Below are 15,663 nucleotides of genomic sequence, written 5' to 3'. Positions count from 1 at the left end.
CGGGCATGACCGATCAGTTTCAAAACCTTGTTTCTACCGCGTGGTTGGCCGACCAACTTGGCACGCCCGGAGTGGTAGTCCTCGATGCATCGCGCCATTTGCCAGCCGCAGGTCGCGATCCGCGCAGCGAGTTTGAAGAAGGTCATATTCCGGGCGCACGGTTTCTGGACCTTGCCTCGCTCATCGACGCATCGTCTTCGGTTCCCGCCGCGCTTCCGCGGGCAGAGCAGGTGGCGCAGCGTTTGGCTGAGCTGGGCGTTGAAGCTGGCGCGAAAATCGTCCTTTACGACGACAGCGCGGTAAAGACATCGGCACGCGCATGGTTTTCGCTTATCCAAGGCGGCTTGCCGAATGTCGCGGTGCTTGACGGGGGCCTTGGCAAGTGGCGCGCAGAAGGACGCAGTCTGCAGGCGGGTCCAAGCACCCACGCTCCGGTCGAACCTCTCACGCCCGAGGACGTATCTCCAAAAGTCGCAAGCAAAGCCGACATGCTCGCCAATTGCGAGAGCGGCATTGCCCAGGTGCTCGATGCAAGGGGTGCAGACAGAGTCTTTGGCAGCGGCATCGATCCGGTACATGGCGGGCAGAACGGGCGAATACCGGGCGCGCTCAACCTGCCGTTTGGCAAGGTCTTCAATGACGATGGAACCTTCAAATCCGCTGCAGAATTGCGTGTGCTGTTTGAAGACGCAGGCGTCGATCCGGCTCGACCTCTTATCACCACATGCGGCAGCGGAGTGACCGCATCGGTTCTGCTTTTTGCAGCCCATATTGCGGGCATGGACGACCTGCGGCTCTACGACGGCAGCTGGCAGGAATGGGAAGCCGATCCTGATACACCCAAAGAGCAAGGTCCCGCATGAGCACTTCGGATGACAAACAGCCTCTTGGGCCCGGCACAAAGCTGACCCATGCAGGCAGGCGGCCTGAATGGACCGGGCGCGTGGTCAATCCGCCTGTGTGGCGCGCCTCCACCCATCTTTATGAAAGCGAGGCCGAGCGCAAAGCGGCCAACGCTGGAACGGTTGATGGAGAATTCTTCTACGGCAGGCGCGGCGCACCGACACAGTGGGCTCTCGCTCAGGCGCTGACCGATATCGAGCCGGGGGCCTTTGGCACTGTTCTCTACCCAAGCGGCGTTGCAGCGATTGCCGGATGTTTGCTGGCTGTCCTGCGCCCGGGTGATCATTTGTTGATGAGCGACAATGCCTATGACCCGTCGCGCTCTATGGCGACCGGCCTGTTAAGGCGCATGGGTATTACGCACAGCTTTTTTGACCCCATGGACGTTGCAGGTTTTGAGGCGCTGGTGTCCGAGAAAGCCCCACGCGCCGTGTGGTTTGAAAGCCCCGGCTCGCTCACCATGGAAGTCTGCGATGTGCCTGCAATGGCGCGCATTGCGAAGGATGCCAAGGCGGTAACCCTGATCGACAACACATGGGCAGGCGCGCTTGGCTTTGCTGCTCTCACACATGGTTGCGACATCACCATGCAAAGCCTTTCCAAACATGTCGGCGGGCACAGCGACCTCATGATGGGTTCGGCAAGCGCTGGCGAACGCTGGTACAAGGCGCTGCGCCGAACCTCTCACGAGCTCGGTCAGGTTGTCTCACCCGATGATGCAGCGCTCGCCGCACGCGGACTTCGCACGATGAAGGTGCGGTTGGAGCAGGAAACGGCAAGCGCGCTTAAAATCGCGCAGTGGCTCGATGACCAGCCCCAAGTGGAACAAGTGCTCTGCCCCCTTCTGCCCGGCGCACCCGGCCACGAGCTTTGGAAACGCGATTTCACCGGCGGATGCGGGCTGTTCAGCTTTGTCCTTGCAAGCGATGATGCAGAGGCCAGCGGAAGACTTGCCGATGCGCTCAAGCTGTTTGGTATAGGCTACAGCTGGGGCGGATTTGAAAGCCTCGTGCTCCCGATCTACCCTGACAAGCACCGATCTGTGATGAACGCGCCCACTGAAGGTGGCGAAAAGCCGGCGGTTCGCCTATCCATCGGGCTTGAAGACACGCACGACCTGATCGCCGACCTTGAACAAGCGCTCGGCCAATTGGACATTTGATGACCGCAGTAACACCCGAACCCCCGACCCCTGATACCGAAGTAGAGGCCGCCCCGGAGTTGGAAGCAGCCCCGACCCAGGCGTGGAGCCTCGCCGAAGAAGCGCCTGCCGTAGAGGAGGTGGTCAGCGTTGCAGAGGGCGCGAAAGAAGGGCTGGCGGCCCAAAACGACACTCTTGGTGCAGTCATCGGCACGCTCGACAGCTGGGCGCTGGTTGTGGGCGAAGTTCGCATTTCGGTGTTCGATGTCGTGTTCCTGCTCGCCACAATCGGCCTGGTTATCACCGCTGCGTGGTTCATCACGCGGCTTGCACGCAATCTGATCGGGCGCGTTTCTGCCTTTGACGGCAGTCAGAAACTGCTTGCCGAGAAGCTGGCCACCATTGCCATTTGGGCGATTGCCTTCTTTGTCACGATTGATCTTATCGGCATTGATCTCACCGCCCTTGCGATCTTTGGCGGCGCGTTTGGTCTGGCCATCGGTTTCGGTCTCCAAAAAACCTTCGGTAACCTCATCTCAGGCATTCTCCTGCTGCTCGACAAATCGATCAAGCCGGGCGATGTAATCTCTGTTGCCGACACAACCGGGCAAGAAGCGGTCGGCCAAATCCGCAAGATCGGCATTCGCGCCATTTCGGTCATTACCCGTGATCAAACCGAATATCTCATCCCAAACGAGCTTTTGATGACCAATCAGGTGGTGAACTGGTCCTACAGCTCAAAAGACGTGCGCGTGAAGGCACCCGTTGGCGTATCGTATGACAGCGATCTGGAGCTCGTCACAAAGCTGCTGTATCAGGCGGCAGACGAAGTTGAGCGGGTCCAAAAACATCCAAAGCCGCGCGTTAATATCATGGAATTTGGCGATAATTCGGTGAATTTTGAGTTGCGCTTCTGGATCCAGGACCCCGAAGGCGGGCTCGCGAATATCCGTTCCGATGTCTACATGCGGATTTGGAAATTGTTCAAAGAGAACGACATCGAAATCCCGTTCCCGCAACGCGATTTGCACCTGCGCTCATCCAAACAGTTGGACCAATTGGTCGAGCTGATGAGCGCCGGGAAAGCGTCCTAGGAATAAAGTTTCAAGTTCCGCGCGAAAGCTTTGCTTGGCGCGGCCCAATCCATTCTCGCTGGCGCACGGTGGCCCTCCCCGCCATTTGGGAGCGATGGAAACTGGAACCATCTTTCTTGTGGGCGCAGGTCCGGGTGATCCCGACCTTTTGACACTGCGCGCGGCGCGCTTGATCGAGAGCGCCGAAGTGATTGTCCATGACGGGCTTGTAAGCCCTGAAATCATGGCGATGGCGCGCCCCGATGCGCGGCTTATCTCGGTTGCAAAGAAACGTGCGCGGCACACTATGCCGCAAGATGATATCAACCTGCTGCTCGTGCGTCTGGCTCAAAAGGGTCAAGATGTTGTGCGCCTTAAAGGCGGCGACCCGCTGATCTTTGGACGCGGCGGGGAAGAGGCTGAATTAGCCCGCGCTCACGGCGTGAAGGTCGAGTTTGTCCCCGGCATTTCGGCTGCGAACGGTATGGCGGCCGCGACCGGCATCCCCCTCACCCACCGCGACGCTGCGAGCATCGTCAGCTTTGTCGCTGGCCAGTGCAAAGGCCTGTCTGATCAGGATTGGTCGGGCCTTGCTGGTAAAGGCCGCACGCTAGTCATCTATATGGGCGTCAAAACCGCGCCGCAAATCGCTGAGAAACTGATGGCGGACGGCCTCACACCTGATGTGCCCGTGGTTGTGGTGGAGAATGCTGCACGCGCCGATATGCGGGTGGTGCGCGGGCCCTTGGCGGGGCTCCCCGACCTTGTGACAGACAACAAAATCAAGAGCCCTGCCCTGATCGTCATCGGCGATGTGACGGCGCGGGAAGACGCTCACCTCGAACAATTGGCGCTGGAGGCGCATCAATGAGAGTTCTTACCGGAAACGACCTGAAGACAGGCGATGTGATCTGGTGGACCGGCGAAGGCTGGTCGCGCCATGTCGATGATGCTGTGGACGCTGGCGAAACGGCAGAGCAAGTGCTCGCAGCTGAAGAAGCCGCTCTTCGCGTCAACGTGCCTTACATCATCGAAGCGACCCGCGAAGACGACGGCAGTGTGCGCCCTGCCCACATCAAGGACCGCATCCGCGCCCTTGGCCCCACCGTGCGTCAGGATTTGACGCTCAAACCCAAAGACCCCGAAGCGATTGACTGGGTAATCTGATGTACAAATACGATTCATATGACCAAGCGATGGTCGATGCCCGCGTTGAAGAATTCCGCGATCAGGCTCGTCGCCGCCTTGAAGGTTCGCTCTCGGAAGACGAGTTCAAGCCGCTGCGCTTGATGAACGGGCTCTATCTGCAACTCCACGCCTACATGCTGCGCGTTGCGATCCCCTATGGCACGCTTAACAGCGAGCAGATGACGGTGCTGGGCGATATCGCGGACAAATATGACCGCGGCTATGGCCACTTCACCACGCGTCAGAATGTCCAATACAACTGGATTAAGCTCGAGGACACAGCCGACATTTTGGCGGACCTCGCCAAGGTGGAAATGCATGCGATCCAAACGAGCGGCAATTGCATCCGCAACATCTCAAGCGATCACTTTGCAGGCGCAAGCCATGATGAGCTGGTCGATCCGCGTCCCTATGCCGAACTGATGCGCCAATGGTCGAGCTTCCACCCGGAGTTCACATACCTGCCGCGCAAGTTCAAAATCTGCGTGATCGCGTCTGAAAAAGACCGCGCCGCCATGCGCCTCCACGATATCGGCGTTCAGATCGTAAAGAACGATGATGGCGAGATCGGCGCGCGCTTCTATGCCGGTGGCGGCATGGGACGCACCCCGATGATCGCTCCGATGATCCGCGATTTTGTACCGCTCGATCAGCTGATTACCTATGCCGAGGCGTGTTTGCGGGTCTACAACCGCTATGGCCGTCGGGATAACAAGTACAAAGCGCGCATCAAAATCCTTGTCCATGAGCTGGGCCGTGATGAGTACGTGCGCCAGGTCGAAGAAGAGTTCGCGCATATGCTCGAGCAAGGTGTTGAGCCACCACGCGAAGAGCTTGAGCGGATCAAGCCGTTCTTCGCCGATCCTGCGTTCGAAGACGGTCCCAAACAGGTCGATCGTTCGGACCCCGACTTTGCGCTTTGGGTCGACCGGAACACCAATCGCCACAAGCACGAAAGCTATGTCAGCGCGGTGATTTCGCTGAAGCCTGTGGGCGGTATTCCGGGTGATGCGACGGGCGATCAAATGCGCCTGATGGCGAAGCTCGCCAAGCAATACAGCTTTGACGAACTGCGCATCATGCACACGCAGAACGTGGTGCTGCCGCATGTGAAGATCCGCGACTTGCACGCGCTTTGGACCGAGCTTGAGGCCGCTGGCCTTGGCTCGCCAAACCTCGACACCATCGAGGACATGATCGCGTGTCCCGGCCTCGACTATTGCGCGCTCGCCAACGCTCGTTCGATCCCGCTGGCACAGCGTATCTCTGAACGGTTCGATGCGTCGGGCAAGACCGAAAAGCTGGGCGAACTGAAGCTCAAAATCTCTGGCTGCATCAACGCTTGCGGACATCACCACGCAGGTCACATCGGCATTCTTGGCGTCGATAAAAAGGGCCTTGAGAACTATCAGCTTTCGCTTGGCGGTTCAGAGGCCGAGGACACCAGCCTCGCCAAGATCACCGGACCCGGCTTCACCGAAGATGGCGTGATCGAAGCAGTCGATACCGTGACTGACGTCTACCTCGCCCAGCGCGAGGACGGCGAGCGTTTCCTCGACACATACCGCCGTATCGGCATGGCCCCGTTCAAGGAGGCGCTTTATGGATAATGCGTCCGATAGCAATTGGGGTACATCCCCTGACGATGTGCAGTTCCGTTTCCGCGATGACGAAGTGGCCGACCACGCCGCTGTCACGGTCGATGCGTGCTGCGATCAGACCAATGCCACCGCTGTCCGGATCGAACCGGGCGATGATGCGCGCGTGCTGCTGCCGTTCCTCGACCGTTTGGCGCTCGTCGAGGTCAACTTCCCGAGCTTTGGCGATGGGCGCGGTTATTCCTCGGCCCGTATCCTGCGCGAAGCCGGTTTCACCGGAGAATTGCGCGCGGTGGGCGATGTTGGCATCGACCAGTTGAGCCATATGCGCCGCTGCGGGTTTGACGCGTTTGCGCCGGACAAACCCCTTAACGAAGAGGACGCCAAACGCGCCTTTGCGACGTGGGAAAATGTCTATCAGGCGACCACTGATGGCCGCCGGACAATCCCCCGGATCCGGCATGGAGTTTCTTCATGACGAAACCGGAATCCCGCGCTGCTGTTCAGGATCGCACAATCGACCGCCTCGATGCGTCTCCGCGCTTTACCGAGCATGATGCCGTGCGCCTTAACCGCATGTTCCGTGGCTCCTCGACGCAGGAAATGCTTAAAGCGGTGATCGAAGGATCGCTTGCGGGCGATGTTGCGACAGTCTCCAGCTTTGGCGCGGAAAGCATTGTTTTACTTCACCTTTTGGCCGAGGCGGACCGGAACATTCCGGTGCTTTTCCTCGATACAGGCAAACACTTTGCCGAGACGATCGCGTACCGCGACGCAGTTGTGGAGCGGCTTGGCCTCACCAATCTACAAATCCTCACCGCTGACGAGGCAGACCTTGCCGCCAAGGATGAAACGGGTCTGCGCTGGTCCTATGATCCGGACGGTTGCTGCGACATTCGCAAGGTGAAGCCGCTGGAAAAAGCGCTTGAACACTTCGACGCAAGCTTCACCGGCCGCAAGAGTTTTCAATCGGCCACCCGCGCCAATCTGCCCCGCTTTGAAGTGGACACTTCCGATGCGGCGGGCCGTCTGAAAATCAACCCGCTGATCGACTGGTCCGCCGAAGACATCGCCGCTTACATGGAAGAGCACGATCTGCCCCGCCACCCGCTGGTAGCCCGCGGTTTCCCAAGCATTGGTTGTGAGCCGTGCACCCACAAGGTGGCACCGGGCGAAGACCCGCGTTCAGGGCGCTGGAAAGGCTGGGACAAGACCGAATGCGGTATCCACAAGCCGGGCGAGGAACCGTTTTTGTGACACTGTGAATCCTCGCGCAGGCGGGGATCTTTGCAAGCCAGGCGTGCAATTGATGCAGATCCCCGCCTGCGCGGGGATGCACATTGGCGCTACAGCCAGCCCTTATCCTTGTACCATTCGGCGGTCATTTTAAGGCCCGCCTCTGCGTCCCAGACCGCTTGCCAGATGGATATCGGCGGCGCGCGGCGAAGGTCGCTCACCCAATCCTTGTGAAGCATATAGCCCACGCGGTCTTCGGTCAGTTTCGCCTTGTTGCCTCTGATAAGCCCGTCAAGCTTTGCACCCCATTGCATGATTTGCGGCGGAAGCGATGCGGCAACCGCATTGGGATTGCCAACCGCCTCCCCGATCATCTTGGCCAAGTCCTTGTGGGTGTAGCCATAGGCGTTGTCGTCCCATGGCTCGTACATTTGACCTTTGGTCTTGGGATTGGCGGGCACAAGCGCCACCAAAAGCCGCGCCAGATCTTCCACATGGATAAGCGAGCTTGCCCCTTCCGGCGGCACCGGCACAAAGCCCAGTTTTGCCGCCTTGAAGAGGTCGAGATAATCCTTGTCGCCCGGGCCATAGACGCCAGGAGGACGCACAATGGTCCAGTTAAGGCCGCTGTCTTGGACGAGCTTTTCAGCGCGCGCTTTGGATGTGCCATAGGCCGATAGATCGGGTTCACGCGCCGACAGTGACGAGACGAAGACGAAACGCTCGACCCCTGCCTTCTTCGTCGCCGCAATCATATTGGCGGTGCCGGTGACATTGGCCGCCTCGAACCGGCCGACATTGGGCGTGTTGGTGAGCCCGGCGATATGGATCACCGCATCGCAACCCTCGACAAGCTCATCCAGAGACGCCGCATTGTCGAGCGCGCCCGACACCCATTCCACCCCGTCACGCGGGACCGCTGGACGGCGGGTGAGCGCGCGCACTTTCATCGCCTTGTGCAAGGCCACATCCAGCGTCGCCTTGCCGACAAATCCGGTCGCGCCAGTGATCGCAATTTTGCTCATAATTTCATGCTCACTCAGGCACCATATGATCGCGGTGAACAACAGCCGCACGCGGCGCATAGCCCAGCTTTGCCTCTTGCTCTGTGCCAGACAAGCCAAGGATCGCGCGGCATTCTTCGCTGGAATATTCAACGAGGCCCTGTCCCAATCGTTCCCCCTTGGGACCGTGCAAGGACACAAGCGCGCCGCGTTGGAATTCACCTTCCACCTCGGTGAGACCGGCTGCAAGAAGACTTGCGCCAGCTTGAAGAGCACTGACACAGCCAGCGTCGACGGTCAGCACGCCTTCAAGCGCAATCCTTCCGCCAAGCCAGCTTTTGCGCGCATTATCACTGCGCACGGGCAGGAAGATCGTGCCCCGGTTTGCATCGACAGCACGGGTGATGGGCGAGCTTTGCGTGCCGTTGATAATCGCCAGAGCAATCCCGGCGCGCTCTGCAATACGGGCCGCCTGAAGCTTTGACAGCATCCCGCCAGAGCCCATGCCAGATGAACTATCGCTGGTCGCCATAGCGATGATTTCAGGAGTAACACCCTCGACCCGCTCAATCAGCGTCGCGCCTTCTTCGCCGGGCGGCTTGTCATAGAGCCCGTCGACATCCGACAAAAGCAGCACTGCATCGGCATTGCCCGCCTGTGCAACGCGTGCCGCAAGCCGGTCATTGTCGCCAAAACGGATTTCTTCGGTCGCAACGCTGTCGTTTTCATTCACGACTGGCACTGCGCCTGCCTCAAGCAAGCGATCGAGCGTGGCAGCCGCGTTGAGATAGCGGCGGCGGTTCTCAAGATCGTCAAGCGTCACCAGCATCTGGGCAGCGATCAAGTCGTGTTCACCCAGCACATCTGCCCACAATTGAGCGAGAGCCACTTGGCCCACAGACGCAGCCGCTTGCGCATCGGAAAGGCTTGCCCGCCCCCCCTTGGGAAGGCCCAAACGCGACGCGCCCAGAGCGATCGCCCCCGAGCTTACGACGATAATTTGAGCGCCCTTTTGGCGAAGCTGCGCCAAATCCTTCGCAAGCGACCGGATAAGCGGGGCATCAGGGTTTCCATCGCGCACCAGAAGCGCGCTGCCGACTTTCACGACAATGCGCCTGGCGCTTGCTGTATCCTTGATCGAAGCGAAAGCCATTGGCTTCAGATCGGCGACCATTCGCCCTCTTCCCCTACACCAAGCGTGCTCTCGTCTTCGACTTCGACGGTCTTGGTCTCGGTCGATGTGCGGTCGGGCAGATAGCCAAGCACCGCGTCGAGCAATTGCTCGATCCCCTCACCGCTGACGCCGGACACGGTGAACACCTTGTCCGCGCCTGCATCAAGCAGTTCTTTTGAGAATGCCTCGCCCAGCTCCTTATCGGCCAGATCAAGCTTGTTGAGCGCGACCAATTGCGGCTTGTCTTCAAGCCCTGCGCCATATGCGGCAAGCTCGTCACGCACCACACGCATCGCCTCGGCGGGGTCATCGCCGGCAATGTCGATCAGGTGGATGAGCACGCGGCACCGCTCGATATGGCCAAGGAAGCGGTCGCCGATACCGGCACCGTCCGCCGCGCCTTCGATGAGGCCAGGAATGTCGGCAAGCACGAACTCGCGCCCCTTGTGACGCACTACGCCAAGCTTGGGCACGAGGGTCGTAAAGGCATAGTGCCCGACCTTCGCCTGCGCATTGGACACCGCATTGATAAAGGTCGATTTACCCGCATTGGGAAGGCCAAGCAGACCCACATCCGCGAGCAGTTTCAGGCGCAGCCACACCCACATTTCTTCCGATGGTTCACCGGGTTGATGTTGCCTTGGCGCGCGATTGGTTGAGGTTTTGTAGGACGCATTCCCGCGCCCTCCCATGCCGCCTTCAAGGAAAACCTCGCGCTGCCCCACTTCGGTGAAGTCTGCGAGCACCTCTTCCTTGTCTTCGGACAGGACCTGTGTGCCAACGGGAACCTTGATCACAAGATCGGGCGCGCTTGCGCCAGTCTTGTCCTTGCCCTGCCCGTGATTGCCGCGCTTGGCCTTGAAGTGCTGCGAATAACGAAAGTCGATAAGCGTGTTGAGGCCCGCAACCGCCTCAAGCACGATGTCGCCGCCCTTGCCGCCATTGCCCCCGTCCGGGCCGCCATATTCGACATATTTCTCGCGCCGGAACGAAACTGCGCCGGGACCGCCTGCGCCCGATTGCAAATAGATTTTGGCCTGGTCAAGAAAGTGCATTGTTTTAAAGCCTCAAGCGCCCACAGGCGCGCAGCCGCAGGTTTTGCGGCTCTGTAAATCAGGGCTGCACTAGAGCGCTCGCGGCATCACCGCAAGGCAAAGGCTAACCCGTGCTGTCGTCTTCCGCTTGGCCCGACGGCTCGTTGGCCACGGGTTGTGTAACAGGTTGGGAGACGAAATCCTCCTGGACGGGGACTACCGGGACGACGACTCCTGTCTCCTGATCCGCAATCCCGCCTGCAAGGGCGCTCGGCTGAGCGAGTGTCGCGGACGGATTGCCCTGCGCGCTTGGGACGGGCACGCCATTTCTGCGCGCTTCCTGAACGGCGACCCAGCCGGGCTGGGACGGGCCGTAGAGATCGCCATACCTTGCATCCCAATCCGCCGACAGCCGCTGATAGCGCTCATAATCGTCGAAGAAGGTATCAAATGGCGCTTCGAGCAGCTCAAAATTGGCCGCTGCAAAGGTTGTGGGATCACTTGGCGGGGTGGCAATCGCACGGTTCGAGATATCGAGCGCAGCGCGGCAGAACCCGGCCCTCGCAGGGGGGAGCGCGAAGTAATTATAGACCGCGGTCATCCGTTCTTCACGCGCCAGAATACCGGCGCGGCGGCCACCGTTTACGCGGCGATAATCGGCTTCGATCCGGTCGTTGATGCGCCGGATCTCGCGGGAATGATCGCTGATAAAGGAGCTGTAAGCGGTGAGGATCGGTTGATACCGCGCCGCGGTACAGTTCAGCGCCGCAACATTCCATGCAGACCGGAAGTGCCAGACCCGTTCGTCATCCGAAAGCGCCGAATTCACGGTAAACCGGTCCCCGCTCGCGTCCTTCAATGGCATCTGCATCACATAGGAAGCACCGCCCGGTGGAAGGGGCCGATAGGGCGTGCGTTCAGCCGCAGGTGGAGGTGGCGGAGGAGGGGGCGGCGGTGGCGGCGCAGGGGTCGCACATGCGCCCAGCAATGAAACCGCCAGCGCTGCTGCTGTTATACGAACCGGGGCACTTTTTCCCCCTTCAGCCTTTTGAGGGGATTGAGCCGCATTGTTTGTCATTATCTGTGTTCCTCGCCCATATGGCCGCTTGCCATGCATGCATGGCTGGATCGCTTGGCTAAGGCAATGCAGGTTAGTGCGTAAAAGCTCAAAGCTGCACCGGTTAAGCCACGTTTAGTCGAGCGTCTTCATGCCAAAAGAAATGCCCGGAGCCTATGGTAAGGCTCCGGGCATCTTTAGGTTTCAACAGCTGAATGCTGTGTGAGTAATATGCGGGTGAGCGAATTTCGCCCGTTTGGCGATTACTCGCGGCTACCCAGGAAATTCAACAGGAACATGAACATGTTCACAAAGTCGAGATACAGGCTGACCGCGCCCATGATCACCGCTTTGCCCATGAATTCAGTGCCGCGAAGGTACTGGTAATCATTCTTCAGGCGCTGCGTATCGTAGGCGGTGAGGCCTGCGAAGATGAGCACGCCAAGGCCGCTGATCACGAATGCCATGGTTTCAGACTGGAGGAACCAGTTGACGACCATTGCAACGATCAGGCCGATAACACCCATGATGAGGAACGAACCCATGCCGGACAGGTCTTTTTTCGTGGTGTAACCGAACAGCGAAAGCCCTGCGAAGGCGGCTGCGGTCGCAAAGAACGTCGTAGCGATGGATTCACCCGTGAACACGAGGAAGATTGTCGACATCGACAGGCCCATGACGGTCGCGAACGCCCAGAACACGATTTGCAGCGTGCCGTAGCTCATTTTGTGCAGGCCAAAGCTCATCGCGAGGATGAAGCCGAGCGGCGCCAGGCTGACAATCCACATCAGCGGACCACCTGCAAAAGCGTATGCAAGTCCAGTGGCAGCAGCACCTGCAGCCACGATACCGGTCAACAGCACAGCCGAGGCCATGTAGTTGTAAATCGAGAGCATGTACGAACGCAGACCTTCGTCATAGGTCTCACGCCCTGCAACATCTCCGCCTGCGCGTGGCACAGAACCAAATTGTTGCGTCTCTTTCCAATCAGACATTTTGGATCCCTTTTGTCTCCAATAGTGACGCGGAAATACGCGCCTTCTGGATGTGAATATCGGTCTTTTGCGCGGGATTTTCAAGCGAAACCGGCGCAGAATCGACGAATGGCGTTCAGATTACGCCGATTTATCATTAACAAAGCGTTTCAACTGGCCCCGGCAGACAGCTGAGCGCCCCTATCAGCCGTCGCTTTAAGCGTGCGGGTAAGCAGTTTGACGAGCGCCTTTTCATTGTCCAGCACATTCAAACCCTCGCGGGTCATACCGCCCGGGCTCGCCACTTGATCGGCAAGTGCGCCTGGCGAAGCATCAGCGATCGCTGCCAGGGTCGATGCGCCATCGACCGTCGCAAGCGCCAGAGATGTCGCTTGATCAGGGTCAAGGCCGAGCCCCACCGCCGCCTCGGCCAGGGCATCGATGAATCGATAAACAAAGCCCGGGCCAGAGCCCGCAAGAGCGGTCATAAGATCGTATTTCGCCTCGTCGTCCAGCCAAAGCGCCGTGCCAAGCGGATCGAAGAATGCGAATGCGTCGTCACGATCACTCTCGCCCATGCCATCTTGCGCAAGAATGATCGGCGACTTGTTCACCCGGCACGCAAGGTTGGGCATCACGCGAATGTGCGATGATGCATCCGGATACGCGCCTTTGAGCTGTTTAAGTGTGATCCCGGCAAGAAGCGAATAAACCGCAATCCCTTCGCCGGTAAGCGCCTGAATTTCCGGCGAACGCGTCCCCAATTGCTGCGGCTTGAAGCCCAGCATCACTGCATCGTGGTCTCCGGCGGCAAGAGCTTGCGATACATTGCGGTACAGAGGAATGCCGTCCGGCGCTTTTTCAAGCGATGTGCTCAGGATCGAGAACCGCGAGGGATCAAAACCAGCGGCCAGCCACCCGGCCAGCATTGCGCCAGCCATATTTCCGCACCCGATGATGAGAAGTTTCCTGATCTGCGCCATCGCCTTCCCCTTCCAGTCTGCCAAAATCGAGACCTGTATGTGGTTACGCTTCCCCGGCGGCGTCAACCATTGCCGCATCCAAGGCGGCCCGCGGCGATTTGTCACCCCACAGCACGAACTGGAATGCTGGGTAGAACCGGTCGCACTCGTCAATCGCATTTTCCACCAGCGTTTGCGCCTGCTGGATCGAAAGCATCCCGTCATCACCAAGAAGCGCGCCGTGACGATAAATCAGCACATCGCCCTGTGACCAGATGTCAAAATGCCCCAGCCACACCTGCTCGTTCACGAGACTAAGAAGCTCGTAAGCGCTCTGCTTTTTCTCGGACGTGACGCGGATATCGGGGAGGCACAAGAACTGGAGCACATTGTCTTGAGCGCGCCAGATCGCGCGCAATTGGTATTTGGCCCAGCTTCCCTGAACCTCGCCCACCATTTCATCGTCCGAGACGATTTCGCTTTCCCAATCGCGCGCTTCGAACAATGCGGCGAGCATTTCGATCGGGGCTGCGTCATCATTCGCGGTGAATTCGGCTTCGCGCGGTCTCATTGGTCACCTCGAGCAAGGTTAACCAAAAGGGGGCGGAAAAGAGGAGCGTCGTTTTGCATCGAGTGGAGAGATGCACGCTGGCCTGCCCATTTGGCAATCCGCCGCACCTCCAACTCTTGGGGAGAACCGTTCTGCCTTGTTCAAACCCTGTGCACAGAAAGCCGTGGAAGAACCAAGGTAATTACTTAAGTGCTTTGATTTCAGTGCCTTCCGGACTGGTATAGGTGAAGGTCTCGATCCCCTTCTCGCTCAAGGCATTGACCAGTCGCCGCGCCTCGCTCCTGCTATCAAAAGGTCCTGCGAGCAAGCGGTTGGCCTGTCCCCACGGCGTTACATGCGGCTCTAAACGCCCAAGCAATTCCGGAGCACGCCGCGAGAAACGGCGCCAGTCAAACCCCAGCGCGTTAACATCGCGCCCTGTTGCAAGCTGCACCCAAATGCGGCGGGGATGATCAGGTTTTGCAGGTTCAGATGCTGGCTCGGGCCTAACCTCGCGCGGCACCTCTATCGCGGCAATATCGACGGCGTTCCCGCTTGCCTGCACTGTAGGCAATGATGCGCTATCAAGATCGGCAAATGCGTCAGCGACGCTTGCGGGAGGGGTTGTAATGGCGGGAGTGGCCGTTGTGGCTGTTGGGGGCGTCTGCTCTGCTGGCGTTGTTTCTGAAACCTCGCGGGTCGCGACCTGCGGCAGGGCGGCCTCCGGATTGGTTTCTGAAGGTATTTGAGCGGGTTGGGGTTCAATCGTTTGAACAACCTCGCGCAAAGTCTGCTCCACCGGGACAACCGGGCTGCCAAGAGGCTCCCCTACAGGTTCGAGCAGCGCGCCACTTTCACTCTCCCGGGCAAAGCGGGCGATGCGGGGATCTTCGCGCCCGATGTCCGCCGCGCGCGGAAAAATGCCAAGGTTTGCCGCCGCTGCCTGCTGCGCCGGAGTAAGACGGGGCATATAGGCAAGGTAAGGGTTGATGCGCGCAGACAAATCGCGCGGCATGATCGAGTTCACAATCCCCTCTGCCCGCTCCTGCTCACCCAGAATGGCAAGCCCGAATGCCCGCGTCCGGAACGCTGCCACATCGCGCGCCTCGATCAGCGGGGCGAGCGTTTCCTGAAATCCGGTCGCATTGCCGGAAATTGCCTGACTAATCGCAAATCGCCGCCGCACCTCGTCATCCTGAGGGCTCAGCTGCAATGCCGAAGCATAAGCAGTCTGGGCCGCCTCCTGATCTCCGACAAGATCATAGGCCAAGGCCCGCGCACCGATAACATCGCGCAATTGTGCGCCTGCACTTTCGGCCTCTTGCAACAGGGGCAAGGCCTCAACCGGCCTGCCGGAACGCAAATAGACCTGAGCCAGGCCAAGTTTCACGCGCGGATCATTGGGGCCCAGCTCCGCTGCCCTTCCGTAAAAGCCGATAGCTGCGTCGAGATCACCGAGGTCGAGCGAGGCATCGCCCGCCTCGAGCAGCGCGGAAACGCTTTGCGGCCGCCGGGCGATCTCCAGCAAGGCGCGGTTGAGCCGCTGCACCTGCGGAGACGGCAAAGGCTGGACCACTTCGCGAGAGGTCGCATCTTGCGCAAGTGCCGGTTGAGAGCAGATCAGGGTGAGGGCCCCGGCGAAAGCGCCGGTAAGGCCGGTGGTCAAATAACGTGTCACAAGCGAAGCGTTACCAGTAGTCAGAGCCCTTGTAAAAAGGCGCGCGCGCCCGATTAGGACAAGCAGCCTTCCTCAGCCGACAGGCCGAGGA

General features: G+C 59.4%; 16 protein-coding genes. 8 read left to right on the top strand and 8 right to left on the bottom strand.

The window, feature by feature from the left end:
• The first annotated feature begins 5 nt into the window (after nt 1–5).
• The 8 genes from AC0V6Q_RS00930 (at nt 6) to AC0V6Q_RS00895 (ending at nt 7,160) form a co-directional block, all read left to right on the top strand.
• Nucleotides 6–863 (top strand): sulfurtransferase, encoded by an 858-nt coding sequence (locus tag AC0V6Q_RS00930; protein WP_486166571.1) that lies wholly within the window; start codon nt 6–8, stop codon nt 861–863.
• Nucleotides 860–2,065 (top strand): cystathionine beta-lyase, encoded by a 1,206-nt coding sequence (metC, locus tag AC0V6Q_RS00925; RefSeq protein WP_486166570.1) that lies wholly within the window; start codon nt 860–862, stop codon nt 2,063–2,065. The genes AC0V6Q_RS00930 and metC overlap by 4 nt, the downstream gene beginning before the upstream one ends.
• The gene (locus AC0V6Q_RS00920; protein WP_486166569.1) at nt 2,065–3,138 is read left to right on the top strand and encodes a mechanosensitive ion channel family protein; all 1,074 of its coding nucleotides are present in this window, start codon (nt 2,065–2,067) and stop codon (nt 3,136–3,138) included. Before metC ends, AC0V6Q_RS00920 begins: the two co-directional genes overlap by 1 nt.
• A 94-nt stretch (nt 3,139–3,232) precedes the next feature.
• Entirely contained in the window at nt 3,233–3,988 is a 756-nt protein-coding gene (gene cobA / locus AC0V6Q_RS00915; RefSeq protein ID WP_486166568.1) for a uroporphyrinogen-III C-methyltransferase, read from the top strand.
• Nucleotides 3,985–4,284, top strand: coding sequence for a DUF2849 domain-containing protein (locus AC0V6Q_RS00910; RefSeq protein ID WP_486166567.1), 300 nt, complete (start codon nt 3,985–3,987; stop codon nt 4,282–4,284). The genes cobA and AC0V6Q_RS00910 overlap by 4 nt, the downstream gene beginning before the upstream one ends.
• Nucleotides 4,284–5,915: a nitrite/sulfite reductase gene (locus tag AC0V6Q_RS00905; protein ID WP_486166566.1), complete on the top strand. Its 1,632-nt coding sequence runs from the start codon at nt 4,284–4,286 to the stop codon at nt 5,913–5,915. The genes AC0V6Q_RS00910 and AC0V6Q_RS00905 overlap by 1 nt, the downstream gene beginning before the upstream one ends.
• The gene (locus AC0V6Q_RS00900) at nt 5,908–6,381 is read left to right on the top strand and encodes a DUF934 domain-containing protein (protein ID WP_486166565.1); all 474 of its coding nucleotides are present in this window, start codon (nt 5,908–5,910) and stop codon (nt 6,379–6,381) included. Before AC0V6Q_RS00905 ends, AC0V6Q_RS00900 begins: the two co-directional genes overlap by 8 nt.
• Complete coding sequence (locus AC0V6Q_RS00895) at nt 6,378–7,160, top strand: phosphoadenylyl-sulfate reductase (protein ID WP_486166564.1); 783 nt, start codon at nt 6,378–6,380, stop codon at nt 7,158–7,160. Before AC0V6Q_RS00900 ends, AC0V6Q_RS00895 begins: the two co-directional genes overlap by 4 nt.
• Before the next feature lie 89 nt (nt 7,161–7,249).
• On the opposite strand, the gene AC0V6Q_RS00890 is transcribed toward AC0V6Q_RS00895, so the two are convergent.
• From AC0V6Q_RS00890 to AC0V6Q_RS00855, 8 genes are all read right to left on the bottom strand, one after another.
• Nucleotides 7,250–8,164 (bottom strand): NAD-dependent epimerase/dehydratase family protein, encoded by a 915-nt coding sequence (locus tag AC0V6Q_RS00890; RefSeq protein ID WP_486166563.1) that lies wholly within the window; start codon nt 8,162–8,164, stop codon nt 7,250–7,252.
• A 10-nt stretch (nt 8,165–8,174) separates the two neighbouring features.
• On the bottom strand, nt 8,175–9,317 hold the full coding sequence (gene proB, locus AC0V6Q_RS00885) for a glutamate 5-kinase (protein ID WP_486166562.1): 1,143 nt from the start codon (nt 9,315–9,317) through the stop codon (nt 8,175–8,177).
• Complete coding sequence (gene obgE / locus AC0V6Q_RS00880; RefSeq protein ID WP_486166561.1) at nt 9,302–10,372, bottom strand: GTPase ObgE; 1,071 nt, start codon at nt 10,370–10,372, stop codon at nt 9,302–9,304. Before obgE ends, proB begins: the two co-directional genes overlap by 16 nt.
• A gap of 103 nt (nt 10,373–10,475) precedes the next feature.
• On the bottom strand, nt 10,476–11,429 hold the full coding sequence (locus tag AC0V6Q_RS00875) for a hypothetical protein (RefSeq protein WP_486166560.1): 954 nt from the start codon (nt 11,427–11,429) through the stop codon (nt 10,476–10,478).
• Nucleotides 11,430–11,671: 242 nt separating this feature from the next.
• Nucleotides 11,672–12,403 (bottom strand): Bax inhibitor-1/YccA family protein, encoded by a 732-nt coding sequence (locus AC0V6Q_RS00870; RefSeq protein ID WP_486166559.1) that lies wholly within the window; start codon nt 12,401–12,403, stop codon nt 11,672–11,674.
• Nucleotides 12,404–12,552: 149 nt separating this feature from the next.
• On the bottom strand, nt 12,553–13,365 hold the full coding sequence (locus tag AC0V6Q_RS00865; RefSeq protein WP_486166558.1) for a pyrroline-5-carboxylate reductase family protein: 813 nt from the start codon (nt 13,363–13,365) through the stop codon (nt 12,553–12,555).
• Between the two features lie 43 nt (nt 13,366–13,408).
• On the bottom strand, nt 13,409–13,915 hold the full coding sequence (locus AC0V6Q_RS00860; protein WP_486166557.1) for a type III secretion system chaperone family protein: 507 nt from the start codon (nt 13,913–13,915) through the stop codon (nt 13,409–13,411).
• A gap of 181 nt (nt 13,916–14,096) precedes the next feature.
• The gene (locus AC0V6Q_RS00855; RefSeq protein ID WP_486166556.1) at nt 14,097–15,572 is read right to left on the bottom strand and encodes a tetratricopeptide repeat protein; all 1,476 of its coding nucleotides are present in this window, start codon (nt 15,570–15,572) and stop codon (nt 14,097–14,099) included.
• Nucleotides 15,573–15,663: the final 91 nt, after the last annotated feature.

The organism is Erythrobacter sp. S227, assembly GCF_057364925.1.
This window is presented reverse-complemented; position numbering and strand designations above follow the sequence as displayed.

Coding starts and splice junctions, on each gene's coding strand:
- AC0V6Q_RS00930 (WP_486166571.1), top strand. CDS start 6: ATGACCGATCAGTTTCAAAACCTTGTTTCTACCGCGTGGTTGGCCGAC.
- metC (WP_486166570.1), top strand. CDS start 860: ATGAGCACTTCGGATGACAAACAGCCTCTTGGGCCCGGCACAAAGCTG.
- AC0V6Q_RS00920 (WP_486166569.1), top strand. CDS start 2,065: ATGACCGCAGTAACACCCGAACCCCCGACCCCTGATACCGAAGTAGAG.
- cobA (WP_486166568.1), top strand. CDS start 3,233: ATGGAAACTGGAACCATCTTTCTTGTGGGCGCAGGTCCGGGTGATCCC.
- AC0V6Q_RS00910 (WP_486166567.1), top strand. CDS start 3,985: ATGAGAGTTCTTACCGGAAACGACCTGAAGACAGGCGATGTGATCTGG.
- AC0V6Q_RS00905 (WP_486166566.1), top strand. CDS start 4,284: ATGTACAAATACGATTCATATGACCAAGCGATGGTCGATGCCCGCGTT.
- AC0V6Q_RS00900 (WP_486166565.1), top strand. CDS start 5,908: ATGGATAATGCGTCCGATAGCAATTGGGGTACATCCCCTGACGATGTG.
- AC0V6Q_RS00895 (WP_486166564.1), top strand. CDS start 6,378: ATGACGAAACCGGAATCCCGCGCTGCTGTTCAGGATCGCACAATCGAC.
- AC0V6Q_RS00890 (WP_486166563.1), bottom strand. CDS start 8,164: ATGAGCAAAATTGCGATCACTGGCGCGACCGGATTTGTCGGCAAGGCG.
- proB (WP_486166562.1), bottom strand. CDS start 9,317: ATGGTCGCCGATCTGAAGCCAATGGCTTTCGCTTCGATCAAGGATACA.
- obgE (WP_486166561.1), bottom strand. CDS start 10,372: ATGCACTTTCTTGACCAGGCCAAAATCTATTTGCAATCGGGCGCAGGC.
- AC0V6Q_RS00875 (WP_486166560.1), bottom strand. CDS start 11,429: ATGACAAACAATGCGGCTCAATCCCCTCAAAAGGCTGAAGGGGGAAAA.
- AC0V6Q_RS00870 (WP_486166559.1), bottom strand. CDS start 12,403: ATGTCTGATTGGAAAGAGACGCAACAATTTGGTTCTGTGCCACGCGCA.
- AC0V6Q_RS00865 (WP_486166558.1), bottom strand. CDS start 13,365: ATGGCGCAGATCAGGAAACTTCTCATCATCGGGTGCGGAAATATGGCT.
- AC0V6Q_RS00860 (WP_486166557.1), bottom strand. CDS start 13,915: ATGAGACCGCGCGAAGCCGAATTCACCGCGAATGATGACGCAGCCCCG.